A 16,386-nucleotide genomic window follows, 5' to 3' on the forward strand; every position below is an offset into this window, starting at 1 on the left:
ATGACGACCACCAGCCTGCTGGTATCCGGCAAGCGACTCGAGACCGCGACGCGACCCCCCGCTCGCCGCCGTCGAGGCCCGAAGGACTTCTTCGGACGTCTCCCCCTACGGATCGGCATCGCGATCCTCCTGATCATCGAGATCTACCCGATGGTCTGGATGCTGCTCGGTTCCTTCAAAACGCAGAACGAGTTCCTCAATGAGCCGTTCTGGGCGCTCCCGAGCTCGTTCGGCTTCGAGAACTACGTCGAGGTGTTCACGACCGGGGAGTTCGGCAAGTACGTCCTCAACAGCGTGATCGCCGTCTTCCCATCCCTCGCGATCATCCTCGTGTTCGGCGCCGCAGCTGGCTTCGCTCTCGAGGTAATGGTGTGGAAAGGACGGGGCACGGTCCTGCTCCTCTTCCTTGCCGGGATCATGGTTCCGGCTCAGATGATCCTGCTGCCGCTGTTCACGATCTACTTCCGGACGGGCCTGAACGGATCGCTCTGGCCGCTGATCCTCACCTACACGGCGATCGGCATGCCGCTGACCGTCTTCATGATGGCCACGTTCTTCCGAGCCGTGCCCCGCGAGATCTTCGAAGCCTCCACGCTCGATGGTGCCAATATCTTCCGGTCCTTCTGGTCCGTAGGCCTGCCGCTCGTGCGGAACGCGCTGTTCACCGTGGGACTCGTCCAGTTCTTCTTCCTCTGGAACGACCTGCTCATCGCGCTGACGTTCACCAACAGCAGCGATCTCCGTACGATCCAGGTCGGATTGCTCAACTTCACCGGCCAGTACGGAGCTGTCCAATACGGGCCTACCTTCGCCGCCATCGCCGTGAATGTCTTCGGCACCCTCCTCATCTACCTCTTCCTCAACCAGCAGGTCATGAAGGGCCTCACCGCAGGATCAGTGAAAGGCTGACATGACCACCATCACCGAGCTCTGGCTCGAGAACAGGCGCGGCGGAAAGACGATCGGCATCGGAGAAGCGGCACCCCGCATCTCCTTCACCGCCGTCGGGCCCGGACCGTTCGACCTTCGCTTCGCGCACGACGACGGCCGCGTAGAGATGACCGCCGTTTCGGACACGCAGCTTGTCGCTTGGCCCTTTGCGCCGCTGAGCGCCCGGGAGGGCGGCGAACTGCGCGCCGGGTCCACCGAGGACGCCCTCTCGGTCCGGGTTGAGACAGGCCTCGGGGACGACTGGAACGTCGACTTCGTCTCACCTTCCGTCGAAGCGGACCACGAAGGGCCTCGCCCTGCATGGCTGTTGCGTGCAACCTTCGACCTCGCGCGAGTCCCCGGCGACATCGCCCGCGCCCGCGTGTACGCGACGGCGCACGGAGTCTACGAACTGGAACTCAACGGCGCGCGCGTCGGGGACGACGTCCTGGCACCCGGCTGGACCAGCTACGGCCACCGGATCCGCTATCAGACGCACGATGTCACCGACGGGCTCGTCGGCGGAACGAACGTCATCGGAGCCTGGCTCGCGGACGGCTGGTACAGAGGCCATATCGGCTTTGATGGCGGGCTGTGGGACATCTACGGCACCGACGTCGCCCTGCTCGCTCAGCTCGAGGTCACCACCACCGACGGCACCATGCATCACATTCCGCTGGAGTGGGCGTGGTCCGCGTCACCCATCACGGCGGTCGGCCTGTACGAAGGGGAAACCTTCGACGCGAGGCTCCTGCCGCGCGGCTGGTCGACGCGATCCTTCGACGCCGCTGCCTGGAGCCCGGTCCGGGTCCTGCCCCGCGCCGACTTCACCGCGCGCATCGAATCACCCACGGCCCTTCCCGTACAACAGGTCGAAACCATCGCGCCGGTGTCCGCGGAGCGTCGACCAAACGGTCGCATCCGCCTGGACTTCGGTCAGAACATCTCCGGCGTCATCCGGATCCGAGTACGAGCTGAAGCCGGCCGCACTGTGCGGCTCCATCACGCCGAAGTCATCGAGAACGGCGAACTCGGAACTCGACCGCTCCGCGGCGCCACGTCCATCGACACGTACACGACGCGCGGAGGCGGGGAAGAGGTCTACACGCCGCGGTTCACCATCCACGGGTTCCAGTACGCGGAACTGGAGAACTGGCCCGGCGAACTCACTGATGGGGACGTGGAAGCCGTGGTCATCCACACCAGCATGCGTCAGACGGCCTGGTTCGAGTCATCCCATCCCGGTCTGAACAAGCTCCACTCGAACGTGCAGTGGAGCATGCGCGACAACTTCGTCGACCTCCCCACCGACTGTCCGCAACGCGATGAGCGCGTCGGCTGGACCGGCGACATCCAGGTTTTCGCACCCACCGCGCTGCGCCTCTTCGCTGCTCAGGGAACTTTGACGGGATGGCTCAGGGATCTCGCCTTCGAGCAGGCCGAGCAAGGGCATGTGCCCCAGTTCGTGCCGTGGATCGAATGCGGTTTCCCCAACTTCCCGACAGCCGCGTGGGGAGACGCCGCGGTGGTCGTGCCGTGGGAGATGTACCTCGCCGACGGCGATACCCGGATCCTCACCGAGCAGTACGCGAGCATGTGCGCCTGGGTGGACCTGGTCGACAACCTCACCGGCAATAGCGGCCTCTGGAACGGCGGCTTCCAGCTCGGCGACTGGCTTGACCCCACCGCACCGCCGGAGGACCCGGGCAAGTCCCACACCGATAAGTACCTCGTAGCGACTGCCTACCACGTACGCACCGCACGCATCCTCGCGGACACCGCAGCGCTCCTCGGCAAAGAGGAGGACGCACAGCGATATGCGGCGATCGCCGATCGCGCCACACGTGCGTTCCAGGACGAGTTCATCTCCGGATCCGGTCGGGTTGTCAGCGACACACCCACGTCCATCGCCGTCGCCCTCGTGTTCGACCTCTTCGAGAGCGAGGCTCAGGCTGGACGGGCCGGAAGGCGGCTCCTCGAGCTGGTGGAGCATAGCGGGTTCCATATCTCCACGGGATTCGTAGGCACGCCCATCATCTGCGACGCGCTCGTCCTCGCAGGAAGTGTCGACTACGCGTACCACCTGCTTCGGCAGGAGGAGTTGCCGTCGTGGCTCTATCCGGTGTCGATGGGAGCCACCACTATCTGGGAGCGGTGGGACTCGATGCTGCCCGACGGCAACATCAACCCCGGCGACATGACCTCCTTCAACCACTACGCGCTGGGGGCCGTCGCCAGCTTCCTTCACGAGACCGTCGCCGGGCTCGCCAGCGATGCGCCCGGGTGGAAACAGGTGCGGTACCAGCCGCGACCCGGGGGCGGACTGACCCACGCATCCGCTCGCTATGACAGCGTCCGCGGCACCGCCTCCATCCGATGGGCGCGCGACGGGGACGCCCTGACCATCCGCATCCAGGTGCCCGCCGCCTCCACCGGTGTCGTCGTCCTACCCGGCAGCGGCCGGGAGATCGAGGTCGGTCCCGGCGAGCACACCTTCACCGAGTCATTCCGACCCGCCAGCGACGATCCGGCGGCACCGGTCGTCGGATGGCGCAAACCTGAACCCGTTGACGCCTGAGCGCGTTGCAGAGAGACGTCCATGCAGACATCCATCAAGCCCGGCCAGGTGTGGCTCGACACCAAGGGCGAACGTATCCACGCGCACGGCGGCTCTGTGATCACCGTCGACGGTGTCCACTACTGGTACGGCGAGAACAAAGAGTTCTCCGCACCCGGAAGCGGTATCTGGCACTGGGGTGTCCGGTGCTACTCGTCGACCGACCTCTACAACTGGGAGGACCGCGGGCTGATCATCCCGCCGGTGGAAGACGATGAAGACTCTCCGCTGCACCCGAAGCAGCTCGTCGACCGGCCGCACATCATCTACAACGCCGAGACGAAGAAGTTCGTCGCGTGGCTCAAGATCATGACCAAGGGCTCACTACAGCGCTCGACCGTCCTGGTCGCCGACGACATCCTCGGACCATATGAGATCGTGCGCACCTGGTTGAAACCGTTGGACATGAGCGCCGGGGACTTTGATCTGGTCGTCGACCCGCACGACGGCAAGGGGTACTACTACTTCGAACGCGTGCACTCGGAGATGATCTGTGCCGATCTCACCACCGACTACACCGACGTCACCGGCTACTACTCCACCCACTTCCCGCAGCCGCAACCGCCTTTCGTCCGCGAAGCTCCCGCCCACCTGTACCGCAACCGGCTGCACTACCTCCTGACCTCGGGAACAACCGGGTACTACCCGAACCCGTCAGAAGCGGCCGTATCGCGCTCCTACCATGGTCCGTTCGAGGTGCTCGGAGACCTGCACCCGACCGACGAATCCCGCACCTCGTTCCACTCCCAGATCTCCTCCGTCTTCAAACACCCGGACAAGAAGGACCTCTACATCGCGATCGCCGACCGGTGGCTACCGAGGTACCTGGACCACGGCGCCCGCGCCCACGACGCGTTCGTCGAGCACTTCGCCCCTGGCAAGGACGGCGATGAGCCGATGGAAGAGTTCGCCGACGTCGACACGACCATCGCGGACTACGTCTGGCTGCCCATCCGCTTCGACGGCGACCGGCCCGTCATCGAATGGCGCCACGAATGGACCATCGAAGAGTTTGACTGAACGCACCAGGGCCCGGGCAGTACGCCCGGGCCTTGGTCTTTGGGGCACTGTCGCCCCGCACACCAAGCAAAGGAGCTTGACATGTCCGCGTTGAAACCGTGGCGCGCCGGCATTGCCGTCGCTGCCACCGCCGCCCTCCTTGCAGTAGGGGTCCAGCCGTTCAACCACGAATCCGCGGCCGCCGTCACGGGCGCTGGCGGGGCAGTGGCGGTCACTTATACGTCATACAACGTCGACGAAGGTTCGTACCGGCTGAGCCCCCAGGCCGACAAGACGCTCACCGCCCTGACGAACAGCTCGGCCACCACCATCAACGTCAACCCGTCCGTTTCCTATCAGGCCTACGAGGGCTGGGGGTCGTCCCTCGAGGACGCCACCATCTACCACCTTGGTCGCCTCAGCGCGCAGAACCGCGAATCTGCTCTGCAGACGCTCGTCAGTCGCGTACCGGCCCCGAACGACGGCGTCTGCCGAGGGCCTCCAGGTCGGACGAGTATCACTTCGAACGGGAGGGGCCTCCGGATGTCTGTTCGGCGAAGCCCGGCCCGTGCCTGAGACGCTGCCGTGGGAATCACCGCTGACCTGGGAGTTGGAAAATGTCAGCCGCAAACGTGGAAAGCGACGGAGCCCACCTCTCGCGGGCCCTGTCGGTGCCTGGCCCCGAGGAAATCCAAACACACCCACAGACAGTGCGACACGAAGCCGGTTGGTGGTGAGAACCCCGACCGGCTTCGTCGTTGGTGGGGCACCTTTCTTCGCGGCGCGGGCGGTGTAGGTCTCGCACCAGCGGGAGTGGCAAGCTACCTGAGGCATCCACTCTGCTGGGACGGCGAGCGACCAATGAGAACAAACCAATCCGGCAAGTGGCTAGGAGTATTTCTCGCCTCAACCTTCGCGATCTGCCTCCTGGCGATCCTGGCTCGCTTCCTGATCACCGGGTCCGGGGTGGAGCGGATGGGCGGGTCTGCTCTAGACGCGATACTCCTGGGAATTCTGCCCGGGATAGCTGCCGTGGTGGCCATCGTCCTCTTCGTGGGCGTACGCCTGTCATTGCACACGCGAGCCCTCCGCCGCGCGCGTCGTGACGCTGCGGTGGTTGCGCCTACCGTGTTGCGCGCTGACGACGTGGATTCTTTCAGCCGCCTCGTGGGCAAGCCTGTGAAGGCGGGCTACGTCCACATCGTCGGTACACGGGACGGCGTTGAGTTCTGGAAGAACTCGAAAGAGATGCTGGGGGCTATTCAGGGTGCGGAGTTCCGCGCCAAGCCGGCATCGACCGTCTACGGCACCCACCATGCGCTTGACATTCGCGCGGGCCAGATCCAGACGACATTGAGTGCGGTTCGGGAAGGGCTGGCCTTCTACTCAGGCTTGCTGCCTGAATCCGAGGTGCGAGCCCTCGCGCGCACACTCACATCAGCCGATGCGTCTGGGGCCGATGCGTGATGCCCCGTCGTCCGCCGATGGAAAGGGAGGAACCGGCATGACCCGGACATCTGTACGGGTGGGAATTCTGCCCGCACTGTCGATGGTGGCCGTCGTGACCCTCGTCCTCACGGGGTGCGTCGCGTCCCAACTTCATCGACAGGTGACCGAAGAGGCGGAAGACAGCGTGGAGGCTGAGATGGGCTTCGTGCTGAAGCAGGCGAGGGACACCTTCGCGGGTCTCGAGCCAGGCCGCACCTTGTCACCTCCGCAAGTCGCAGCAGTGTTCGGAAACGACCTGACGGAGTCAGACCTCGACGAAGGTGACACCCCCCGGCTGCGCGACACTAATGCGGCGGTCTACTCGGCCGAGACATCGGACGGTTACACGACCTACGGGGTGTTCTTCGGAGGATATGGCTCTGCTTCTTTCGGGCAGGGATCGGACAGCGCGGCAGCTCACGGCTGTGGACTGCTCGCGCTCAAAGCGGGGACGCGAACCGTTCTCCTGTCCGACGAGGCGTGTCCCTCGGCCCTTCAGAGCTGGGCGTCTGTCGATTCGTTCGAGGTGTCGCTCTCCGAGGTAGCGAAGAACCTCGACGTCTACGTCGAAACCGACTGAGGTTGTCGGCCCGTCTTGGGGTCGCTGTACGGTTCGGTACATGTTCTTCACGTCGCGCAGAGCCCTGGTGATCAGTGTCGTCATCTTGGGTGGTCTCGCGGTGTCCGTGACTCTGTCGGCGTGCGTCGTGTCGACCGCGCCCGACCCGCAGATGGTCACCCCCAGCTCCCTCGCGCAGACGCAGACCCCCAGTCCCTCCCCTCAGCAGCAGTACGAGGAGGCCGTTCGCTCTTTCGATCTCGCGCTGCCGGAGGGATATCACTGGCCCGTCGATTACCCCCCGGAGTTCTTCACCGGAGGCCCTCGTTCTGAGCTGCCGTATCGAACCGAGCGCCTCTGGGGGTGCATTGTGATCACGGCGGCTTGGGATGCCGCGGCTCAGGGTGACACAGAACGCGCCGACTTGCTGCTGGAGACCCTGACAGCCAGAGACGTCGAGTGGGACATCGACTATCTGACCAGCTGGGACAGCGACAATCGTCCGGTCGGTGACAGCGGCCTGTGTCTTGCCGATCTGAGGGGCATCGACGTGGGCTCCCCGTCGGAGACCTACTGAACCGAGTTCAGGCGGGCGAGTCGCCCAATTGATCGCTCATCGCCGCGGTGCTGCGTCGAATCTCGAGGTAGATCTCCCGCACGCTGGCTGAGGTTCCGATCTCGGCGCGACGGGCCCACTCATCGAAGGCGAGCCGGACGATGAGGAAGACGATCCCGATCGCGGCGCGGGCGGTGAGGACGTCGGCATCCGACCCCGCGGCATCCGTCGCGGTCGCCGTCAGAGCATCCACCTGGTCTGCCTCGTTGCGCAGCGCGAGGGCGAGAAGCGTCGGCTCCTGACCGACGAGCCGCCTGACCCGGAGGGCACGCTCATGCTCTTCGGGACGGGAGTCGAACCAGGTGATCTGCGCCAGCCAGGTGTTCTCGAGAGCGCGCAACAGCGGGTTTCCGCTCACCACGGCGGCGCTCACCGCCTTCAGCATCGACTCGGAGTCCTCCGTCGGCTGCAGGATGGCCGCCTCCTTCGTCGGGAAGTAGCGGAAGAAGGTGCGGGGCGATGTGCCTGCGAGCTCGGCGATGTCATCTACGGTGGTGCCGGTCACGCCGTGCTTCTCGAACAGCTCGATCGCGGCATCCGACAATTCGCGCTGGGTCTCGCGGCGACGCCGCTCGCGCAGTCCCTCGGCGGGCCGCTCCGTGGCGGGCCCGTCGGTAGGGGAATACCCGTTCATGACCTCATTGTTGCACTGATCGTCAAATATGCGCTGACCGCCAATATGGCAGTCACTGTCATATATCATCGACACGATCCTCATCGCGCGACATCGAAGGCAACCCATGACACTCAGTGACTCCCGCCCCGGCACAGCGCCCGCCCCGACGGTCGCCGTTCCCCCCGCGAAGACCGGACCGGTCATCGCGCTCCTCGTCGTTGCCGCCTTCGTCGTCATCCTCAACGAGACGATCATGGGCGTCGCCTTGCCGAGCCTGATGGTCGACCTCGATATCACGGCAGCCACCGCGCAGTGGCTGACGACAGGCTTCCTCCTCACGATGGCCGTCGTCATCCCCCTGACCGGAACGCTTCTCGCGCGCTTCACCGTGCGCCAGGTGTTCTTCACCGCGATGACGCTGTTCGCGATCGGCACGCTCATCGCGGCTCTGGCGCCGGGATTCGGGATGCTGCTGGTCGGCCGCATCGTCCAGGCGTCGGGTACCGCGATCATGATGCCGTTGCTGTTCACCACGGTGCTGAACGTCGTGCCGGCGACACACCGCGGGCGGATGATGGGGGTCATCAGCATCGTGATCGCGGTCGCGCCGGCGATCGGCCCCACGGTCTCGGGGCTCATCCTCTCGGCGCTGGACTGGCGCTGGATGTTCTGGCTGGTCCTGCCGATCGCGCTCGTCGCCATCGCCCTCGGCGCGCTCTGGGTGCGCAATGTGACCGAGACGAGGGACGCGCGTTTCGACATCCTCTCCGTCGTCCTGTCGGCCCTGGGCTTCGGCGGTCTCATCTTCGGCCTCAGTTCCATCGGCGAGTCGGCGTCGGGCCACGCCCCGGTTCCCGTGTGGATCCCGCTCGTCGTGGGCGCGGCATCCCTCATCGCTTTCGTCGTCCGTCAGCTGGTGCTGCAGCGGACGGATGCCGCTCTTCTCGACCTGCGGACCTTCCGGTCGCGCTCGTTCAGCCTCGCCGTCGTCCTCGTGATCGTGGTCATGTCGGCGCTGTTCGGGTCGCTGATCCTGCTTCCCATCTACCTGCAGCAGGTCCTCGCGCTCGACACCCTGACCGTCGGACTCATGCTCCTTCCCGGCGGTGTGCTGATGGGCATCATCGCTCCCGTCGTCGGATCGCTCTTCGACCGCTTCGGACCGCGGCCGCTGGTCCTTCCGGGCATGGTCGTCGCGGCGGCGGCCCTGTGGGGCATGACGACTTTCGGTGAAGGCACGTCGGTCGCATGGATCATCGCGGTGCACATGGCTCTGAACCTCGGGCTCGGCTTCGTCTTCACGCCGTTGCTCACGTCGGCGCTGGGGTCTCTTCCGCAGCGGCTGTATTCGCACGGCAGCGCGACGGTCAGCACGCTGCAGCAGGTCGCCGGTGCGGCCGGCACGGCTCTGTTCATCACGCTCATGTCGGTCGGTGGCGCTGCCGCGGCGGCATCCGGGGCCGATGCGATCGGCGCTGTTGCGTCCGGCGTGCACACCGCCTTCTTCGTCGGCGCGGCGGTCGCCTCGGTGGCCGTTGTGCTGGCGGCCTTCGTGCGGAAGCCCGTCGGGGAGTCGGAGGCACAGGGCCCCGTGCACTGAGGCGTCTCCCGTGATTCGCTCGCATGCGGCCCCCTGAGGCGTCAGCCCTCGGCGCGTAGGCTCGTCAGGTGAGTGCATCGCGTGGCCGGATCTGGACCGGGGTCATCCGCGTCGCACCGTACGACCGCGATCACACGGTCGCGATCCGCGCGGCGATCAGCGTGGGTGTCCCGCTCCTCTTCCTCTGGACGATGGGCCGGCTCGATCTCAGCATCTACGCGAGTTTCGGAGCCTTCGCGTCGCTCTACGGGCGCACCGACCGGATCGGCGATCGGGTCAGGATGCAGGCGGCCGCCGGCGCCGTCCTCCTCACCGCGATGCTCATCGGCACGGCGACGTCGGTCGCCGGCCTGGCGGCGCCGTGGGCGATCGTCGTGGTGTCGGCTGTCGCCTCGCTCGTCACGCTGCTCGCCTACTCGGCGCAATGGCACCCGCCGGGCGCCCTCTTCATCGTGTTCGCCGCGGGAGCCACGGCATCCGTCCCCGCTGATGTCACCCGACTGATGGACGTCCTCGCCGTCGGCCTCGCGGCGGTGATCTTCTCGATCATCATCACGTTCGTCTACGAGGCCGTTTCGGCCCGGAGCATCCCGCGCCTGACACGGACGAAGAACCGCATTGCCGTCGGTGCCGTGGCCGCGGAGATGGCCATCACGGTCGCGGTCGCGACGCTCCTCGGTGGAATCGCCGGGCTCCTCTTGCTCGACTCGCACTGGTACTGGGCGATGGTCGGTGCCGTCGCGGCGGTCAGCGGGCCGCACGTGAAGGCGCGCATCATCCGCGGCCTGCAGCGTCTCATCGGAACGGGTCTCGGAGTGGTGGTGGCCGCAGCCATCCTCGCCCTGGGGGTGCCGCCGCTCGGCGTGATCCTGATCGCCGTCGCCCTCCAAGCGGCCGCCGAACTGTTCGTCGGCCGCAACTATGCGATCGCGATGGTGTTCATCACGCCGCTGGCGCTCCTGATGGTGCAGCTCGCGGCACCGACCACCGCCGGAGTCCTGCTGAGCGATCGTCTGGGGGAGACGCTCGTCGGCATCGTTGCAGGGACCGCCGTCGCCGTGGTCTCCGCTCTCGTTCGTCGGACTCGCTGACATCCCTCGGGCGGTTGGCCCGTGAGCTCTCCGTTGTCGGGGCTCTCGTCCAGCCGGCTCAGCTGCGGCCGGCGGTCTCGGCTCCGTCGGTCCACGTCAGCCACCCGCCGTCGAGGTTGCGGACGTCGTGACCGAGCTGCTGCAGGATGCGGCTGGCCGTGTGGCCCCGCTGGCCCACCCTGCAGTGGACGATGAGCGGCGCATCGGGGAGCTCGCCGTGACGCTCGCGAAGCTCGTCGAGGGGGATCAGGATCGACCCGGGGATCGATCCCGCCTCGTGCTCGCCCGTCGTGCGCACATCGACGACCACGGCGCCGGCTGCGCGGGCGGCATCCACCTCATGCCACTGGATCGTACGGTCGGCACCGGTCGCCAGGTTCTCGGCCACGTACCCCGCCATGTTGATCGCGTCCTTCGCCGAACCGTATTGCGGCGCGTAGGCGAGTTCCAACTGAGTGAGAGCGGATGCCGTGAGCCCTGCCGTCATCGCGACGGCCAGGACGTCGAGCCGCTTGTCGACGCCTGACCGCCCCACGAGCTGCGCGCCGAGGATCAGGTCGGTGTCGGGATCGATCAACAGCTTCATGGCCATCTGCTCGGCGCCCGGGTAGTAGGTCGCATGAGAGAAGGGGTGCGTGTGCACGATGCGGTGCGGCCGGCCCGCCGCGACGAGTCGGCGTTCGCTCCAGCCGACGAGACCGACCGTGAGGCCGAGGACTCCGACGATCGTCGTCCCCAGAGCAGGGGTCGCGGCGACGGTCGCCGCACCGGCGATGTCGTCGGCCACCGCGCGACCGTGCCGGTTCGCGAGCCCGGCCATGGTGACGAGGGTCGCGGTGCCGTCCAGGTGATCGGTCTTCTCGACGGCGTCGCCGACGGCCCACACATCGGGCACGTTCGTGCGGTGCCGGTCGTCGACGGCGATGCCGCCCGTCGGACCGAGCGCGATCCCCGCGGCCCTCGCGATCTGCACTTCGGGACGCACGCCGCGAGCGTCGACGACCAGCTCTGCGGGCACCTCGGTCCCGTCGGAGAGGGTGGCGACGCCGGCACCGATTCCCGACACGGTCACGCCCGTGCGCAGATCCACTCCGGCATCGCTGAGTGCCCGGTGGACGGGAGAGACCATCTCGGGGTCGAGGGGGCTCAGTACCTGATGGCCCCGCTGAACGAGGGTCACCCGTGCGCCCCGGGCGACGAGGTTCTCGACCGCCTCGATCCCGATGAACCCGCCTCCCGCGACGACGGCTCGCGGCGAGGCGGCCTCGGCGAGGACGGCGGTGATCGCGTCGACGTCCTCGACGCTCCGGAGGGTGATGACCGGCATCCCCTCACCCGGGATGGGATCGCCCGTCGTCGCGCCCATGCCGAGGACGAGATCGTCGAAGGGCTCGATCCGCTCGTCGCCGGTCTCGAGGTCGCGGACCTTCACGGTCTTCGCAGCCGTGTCGATCGCGACGACCTCGTGGCGGACGTGGACCTGCAGCGCGAAGCGGGAGGCGAGGGATGCCGGCGTCTGCAGCAGCAGCGAGGAGCGGTCCTCGATCACGCCGCCGACGTAATAGGGGAGCCCGCAGTTCGCGAAGGACACGTGGTGGCCTCGCTCGAAGACGACGATCTCACGGTCCTCGTCGAGTCGACGCAGGCGGGTCGCCGCGGACATGCCTGCGGCGACTCCACCGATGATGATGGTGCGCATGGTCACCAGAATACCCCCGGGGGTATTGAGAGGTGTCATCCGTCCCTCATTTCGTCCCTCCATGGGTGTCTGGCGGGCAACGTTTGTGTCACCTTCCTACGGAGGGGGTGACTGTACAGGTTGTGAGGGCTAGGTTGGGGAAGGACCGGCGGACGTGTCGCCGGCATCAATCAGTAAGGCAGTTCATGAGCGTCAGCGGTACCGTCAAGTGGTTCAACTCGGAAAAGGGCTTCGGGTTCATCGCTCCCGATGAAGGCGGCGCCGACGTCTTCGCCCACTACTCAGCCATCGAATCTTCGGGCTACCGCTCGCTGGAAGAGAACCAGCGAGTCGAGTTCGACATCGCCCAGGGCCCCAAGGGCCTGCAGGCGGAGAACATTCGCCCCGTCTGAGGTTTCACACCTCAGCAGTGAGGAGCAGGCGGCGGAGTTCGGCCATCGTGTCGACCGCCGCCTGCGCCCCATCGCTCTCGTGGGGCCAACTGAAGCCCCACCGTACGAAAATGACGGGGACGCCGTTCGCGGCGGCCCCGTCTACGTCGTGGTGGCGGTCGCCGATGAGGATCGGGCGGCTGATATCCGCTCCAGCCGCCTTCAGGCGACGCAATGACTCGGCGACGATGTCGGCCTTCGTGGCGAGTGTCTTCTCGTCCGGTGTCGCACCCGCCATCGCCTGCATGTGCTCGGACAGGCCGAAGTGCTCCATGAGCGCGACGACCTGGACCTCGGGCTTCGAGCTCGCGGTCGCCTGCGGGATGCCCGCCGCCGCGATGTCCGCGATCAGCTCCCCGACCCCCGGGTAGAGCTCCACGTTCGCGGTGTACCCGTCGGCCTTGCCGAGAGCCCGGTAATAGGTGACCGCTTCGGTGGCCTGTTCCGGCGTCATCCCGACGTTCTTCTGGAACGAGTCGTACATGGGCGGGCCGATCCAGTGGACCAGCTCTGCGCGCGTCGGCGCCGGGTACCCGAAGTGGGTGAGGCAGCGGTCGAGGCGGCTGAGGATGCCCACGGATGCGTCGACGATCGTGCCGTCCACGTCCCAGAGGATGCAGGACCAGGGGGAGCGCGTCGTCATGCGACCAGCCTACGGGGACGGATGCCGCGGGTAGGCTCGTCGCCGTGCGTCTCGTCATCGCCCGTTGCTCCGTCGACTACACCGGTCGCCTGAACACGCATCTGCCCCCCGCCACCCGTCTCATCATGGTCAAGGCGGACGGCACGGTCGCGTTCCACCGCGACATCCAGCATCAGCCGCTGAACTGGATGAGCCCGCCGTGCACGCTGACGATCATCGAGCCCGGCGAGGACGACATCGACGTCGTCGAGAAGTGGCGCGTCACGCACGCCAAGACGGGCGACGAACTGACGATCCGCATCTACGAGGTGCTCCACGACTCATCGCACGAGCTCGGCGTGGATCCGGGTCTCGTGAAGGACGGCGTCGAGGCCGACCTGCAGCGGCTGCTCGCGGAGCAGGTGGGGGTTATCGGCGAGAACCTGACGCTCGTGCGACGTGAGTTCCCCACGGCCATCGGGCCGGTCGACCTTCTGCTGCGCAACCCCGAGGGCGGCACGATCGCCGTCGAGGTCAAGCGCCGCGGCGACATCGACGGCGTGGAGCAGCTGACGCGCTACCTCGAGCTGCTCGGGCGCGACCCGCACCTCGCACCCGTGACCGGCGTGTTCGCCGCCCAGGAGATCAAGCCCCAGGCGAAGGTGCTCGCGACCGACCGCGGCATCCGTTGCGTCACTCTGGACTACGACGAGATGAAGGGCATCGAGTCCGGGGCGCCCCGCCTGTTCTGATCTGCGTCAGTGACCGGTGCCGCGGGTTCCCGGCAGCGGCTTGGCCGCACCGGACGCGAACCCGGACGCCGCGACGAGGGCGGCGATGATGAACAGCGCGTTCAGCAGACCGATGTGGTCGCTGATCACACCGAGGATCGGCGGCCCGCACAGGAACGCGATGTAGCCGATCGTCGCCGCAGCGCTCACGCGCGCTGCCGCGTGTTCGGGATCGTCGGCCGCCGCCGACATGCCGAGCGGGAAGCCGAGCGAGGCGCCCACCCCCCACAGCGCAGCCCCGACGAACACGAGCGGCAGGTTCGGCGCGAGGATGAACAGCAGGATGCCTGCGACCGTCGTCGCAGCGAGGACGCGCAGCGTCGCCACTCGACCGAAACGGTCGACGAGAGGTCCGCCGAACACACGCAGCACGGTCATCGCGACGGAGAAGACCATGAGTGCGGCGGCGCCGAGCTCCTCCGTGCTGTCGTGGTTTTCGCTCACGCCGAGCGCCATCCAGTCGTTCGCGCCGCCCTCGGCGAACGCCATTCCCAGGATCACGACGCCGAGCACGTAGGTTCGCGGCTCACGCCACGCCGATAGGGCGATCATCAGGCGGGCCCGCCACCCGGCCGGTGCTGCGTCTGGTGAACCGAACTCACGGTGCGGAACGAAACGGAACGCGACGACGGCGATGACCGCGATCGACACCGCGATCACAGCGGCATGGGCGAACACCGAGATCTGCGCACGAGCGGCGAGGGCCCCGAGCCCGGCTCCGATGACGGTGCCCAGGCTGAAGAACGCATGGAACAGCGGCAAGATCGTCTTCTTCACCTCGACCTCGATCGCCGCCCCATCGACGTTCATGAGCACGTCGAGGGCGCCGTTGCCGAAGCCGAACAGCATCAGCCCGACGAGGACCACGGGGACGGCGGCAAGGACGTCCGTGCCCAGCCCGATGAGGAACAGGCCGGTCGCCAGCACGAGCATTACCAGGAGCATCCCGCGCCGGGTACCCATACGCGCCGCGATGACCGAAGAGACCGACAGGCCCAGAATCGACGCCGCTCCCATGCCGAGCAGCAGGAGTCCGATGGTGGCGTTGTCGATACCGAGCGCCGCCTTGATCGACGGCACCCGCGACGCCCACGTCGCGATGCTCAAGCCGCTCGCGGTGAAGATCGCGAACACGGCGAGACGCCAGGTCCACAGGCGCGCGGAGGTGAGCTCGAGGGTCATGACGGTCACTCTAGCGGCATCTCCGAATCGATTCGACAATCGGATCCGTGCGGCTACGATCGAGAGCATGAGCAGCCGCCGAGCGACGATCTCCGACGTCGCGCGCCACGCCGGAGTCTCGGCCTCGACGGCATCCGTCGTCTTCAGCGGCAAGGTCGCCGTCTCCGACGCCACCCGCGCGAAGGTGATGCGCGCCGCCGATGCCCTCGGATACACCGGTCCCGACCCGCGAGCGGCGTCGTTGCGGACCGGCCGAGCCGGCGTCGTGGCGGTGCTCTTCCGCGAGCGGCTCGGCATCGCGTTCCGCGACCCCGTCACCACCGAGATGATGGACGGACTCACGGCCGCCCTCAGCCCGATCGGCGCCGGCATCCTCCTGCTCACCGACGAGGGCCCGGCGGAGTCCGGCCCCACCCTGACGACCGCGCCCCTGGACGCGGCGATCCTCCTCGGCTGCAACGAGATCCTGCAGTCGTCGGTCGACGTGCTCCGCGGTCGCGGCATCCCCGTCGTGGTGATCGAGGGCGATGCCGGAGCCGACGTCCCCCGCGTGCTCCTCGACAACGTCGAGGCCCAGCGGACGGCCGCCGAGCACCTGCGTTCCCTCGGTCACGATGACGTGGCGCTGGTGACGCTGGCGAAGGATGCCGCGCGTCCCCGAGGCTTCATCGACGATCCCGCGCAGATCACCGTCGACGTCACGCGCGATCGACTGCTCGGCGCCCGGGAGATCTTCCCCGATGCTGCCGCCTACGCGGTCCGCGAGAGCTCGATCGACGAAGGGCTCGCCGCGGGCCGTGTGCTGCTCTCGGGTCGCCGGCCGACCGCGATCATCGCGCAGAGCGACCTCCTGGCGGCCGGGGTGATCCGTGCCGCCGAGGAAGCCGGGCTCCGGGTTCCGGAAGACCTGAGCGTGACGGGCTTCGACGGTGTCGCAGTGGACGGTCTGGCCCCCTACGCGCTCACGACGCTCGCGCAGGACGCGGGCGCGAAGGGACGCGCGGCGGGCGAGGCGGTCGTCGCGATGCTCGAGGGGCGGGAACCGGCATCCCTCACCCTCACCTGCACATTCCGACGAGGGAACACGACCGCGCCCGTACCGGGGTGACCTGGGAGCCGGCCGGGCGCCGCCTATCCCTCAGCCG

16 protein-coding genes are annotated in these 16,386 nt (G+C 67.2%); 12 read left to right on the forward strand and 4 right to left on the reverse strand.

Translation table 11 applies throughout. From position 1 onward, the window contains the following. The 7 genes from BLP38_RS12325 (at position 1) to BLP38_RS12350 (ending at position 7,170) form a co-directional block, all read left to right on the forward strand. Entirely contained in the window at positions 1–909 is a 909-nt protein-coding gene (locus BLP38_RS12325) for a carbohydrate ABC transporter permease (RefSeq protein ID WP_091358119.1), read from the forward strand. A 1-nt stretch (position 910) separates the two neighbouring features. Beyond that, positions 911–3,508: an alpha-L-rhamnosidase gene (locus tag BLP38_RS12330; protein ID WP_091358122.1), complete on the forward strand. Its 2,598-nt coding sequence runs from the start codon at positions 911–913 to the stop codon at positions 3,506–3,508. Positions 3,509–3,529: 21 nt separating this feature from the next. Next, positions 3,530–4,567, forward strand: a complete 1,038-nt coding sequence (locus BLP38_RS12335) for a family 43 glycosylhydrolase (RefSeq protein ID WP_091358125.1) — start codon at positions 3,530–3,532, stop codon at positions 4,565–4,567. Positions 4,568–4,648: 81 nt separating this feature from the next. Continuing rightward, positions 4,649–5,122 (forward strand): hypothetical protein, encoded by a 474-nt coding sequence (locus tag BLP38_RS14270; protein WP_157681105.1) that lies wholly within the window; start codon positions 4,649–4,651, stop codon positions 5,120–5,122. Between the two features lie 285 nt (positions 5,123–5,407). After that, entirely contained in the window at positions 5,408–6,013 is a 606-nt protein-coding gene (locus BLP38_RS12340; RefSeq protein ID WP_091358127.1) for a hypothetical protein, read from the forward strand. Positions 6,014–6,107: 94 nt separating this feature from the next. Then, entirely contained in the window at positions 6,108–6,614 is a 507-nt protein-coding gene (locus BLP38_RS12345) for a hypothetical protein (protein WP_157681106.1), read from the forward strand. A gap of 40 nt (positions 6,615–6,654) precedes the next feature. Continuing rightward, positions 6,655–7,170, forward strand: coding sequence for a hypothetical protein (locus BLP38_RS12350; RefSeq protein WP_091358133.1), 516 nt, complete (start codon positions 6,655–6,657; stop codon positions 7,168–7,170). 7 nt (positions 7,171–7,177) lie between these two features. Here the strand turns inward: BLP38_RS12350 and BLP38_RS12355 are convergent, their stop codons facing one another. Next, positions 7,178–7,843, reverse strand: coding sequence for a TetR family transcriptional regulator (locus BLP38_RS12355; protein WP_091358135.1), 666 nt, complete (start codon positions 7,841–7,843; stop codon positions 7,178–7,180). 106 nt (positions 7,844–7,949) lie between these two features. Between BLP38_RS12355 and BLP38_RS12360 the strand changes: the two genes are divergently transcribed. Next, the gene (locus BLP38_RS12360) at positions 7,950–9,425 is read left to right on the forward strand and encodes a DHA2 family efflux MFS transporter permease subunit (RefSeq protein ID WP_091358137.1); all 1,476 of its coding nucleotides are present in this window, start codon (positions 7,950–7,952) and stop codon (positions 9,423–9,425) included. Between the two features lie 68 nt (positions 9,426–9,493). Beyond that, a complete protein-coding gene (locus tag BLP38_RS12365; RefSeq protein ID WP_091358139.1) occupies positions 9,494–10,516 on the forward strand; it encodes an FUSC family protein in 1,023 nt (340 codons plus the stop codon). 58 nt (positions 10,517–10,574) lie between these two features. Here the strand turns inward: BLP38_RS12365 and BLP38_RS12370 are convergent, their stop codons facing one another. Then, positions 10,575–12,215: an FAD-dependent oxidoreductase gene (locus BLP38_RS12370; RefSeq protein ID WP_091358142.1), complete on the reverse strand. Its 1,641-nt coding sequence runs from the start codon at positions 12,213–12,215 to the stop codon at positions 10,575–10,577. A gap of 185 nt (positions 12,216–12,400) precedes the next feature. On the opposite strand from BLP38_RS12370, the gene BLP38_RS12375 reads away from it, so the two are divergent. Then, entirely contained in the window at positions 12,401–12,607 is a 207-nt protein-coding gene (locus tag BLP38_RS12375; RefSeq protein WP_018187833.1) for a cold-shock protein, read from the forward strand. Between the two features lie 4 nt (positions 12,608–12,611). Here the strand turns inward: BLP38_RS12375 and BLP38_RS12380 are convergent, their stop codons facing one another. Then, complete coding sequence (locus tag BLP38_RS12380) at positions 12,612–13,289, reverse strand: HAD hydrolase-like protein (protein WP_091358145.1); 678 nt, start codon at positions 13,287–13,289, stop codon at positions 12,612–12,614. A gap of 44 nt (positions 13,290–13,333) precedes the next feature. Between BLP38_RS12380 and nucS the strand changes: the two genes are divergently transcribed. Next, entirely contained in the window at positions 13,334–14,020 is a 687-nt protein-coding gene (gene nucS / locus BLP38_RS12385) for an endonuclease NucS (protein ID WP_091358148.1), read from the forward strand. A gap of 6 nt (positions 14,021–14,026) precedes the next feature. Here the strand turns inward: nucS and BLP38_RS12390 are convergent, their stop codons facing one another. Next, positions 14,027–15,241: an MFS transporter gene (locus tag BLP38_RS12390; RefSeq protein ID WP_091359847.1), complete on the reverse strand. Its 1,215-nt coding sequence runs from the start codon at positions 15,239–15,241 to the stop codon at positions 14,027–14,029. Positions 15,242–15,308: 67 nt separating this feature from the next. Between BLP38_RS12390 and BLP38_RS12395 the strand changes: the two genes are divergently transcribed. Then, positions 15,309–16,349 (forward strand): LacI family DNA-binding transcriptional regulator, encoded by a 1,041-nt coding sequence (locus BLP38_RS12395; protein WP_091358151.1) that lies wholly within the window; start codon positions 15,309–15,311, stop codon positions 16,347–16,349. The last annotated feature ends 37 nt before the right edge of the window (positions 16,350–16,386 follow it).

Source organism: Microbacterium sp. LKL04 (assembly GCF_900102005.1).
Lineage (GTDB): Bacteria > Actinomycetota > Actinomycetes > Actinomycetales > Microbacteriaceae > Microbacterium.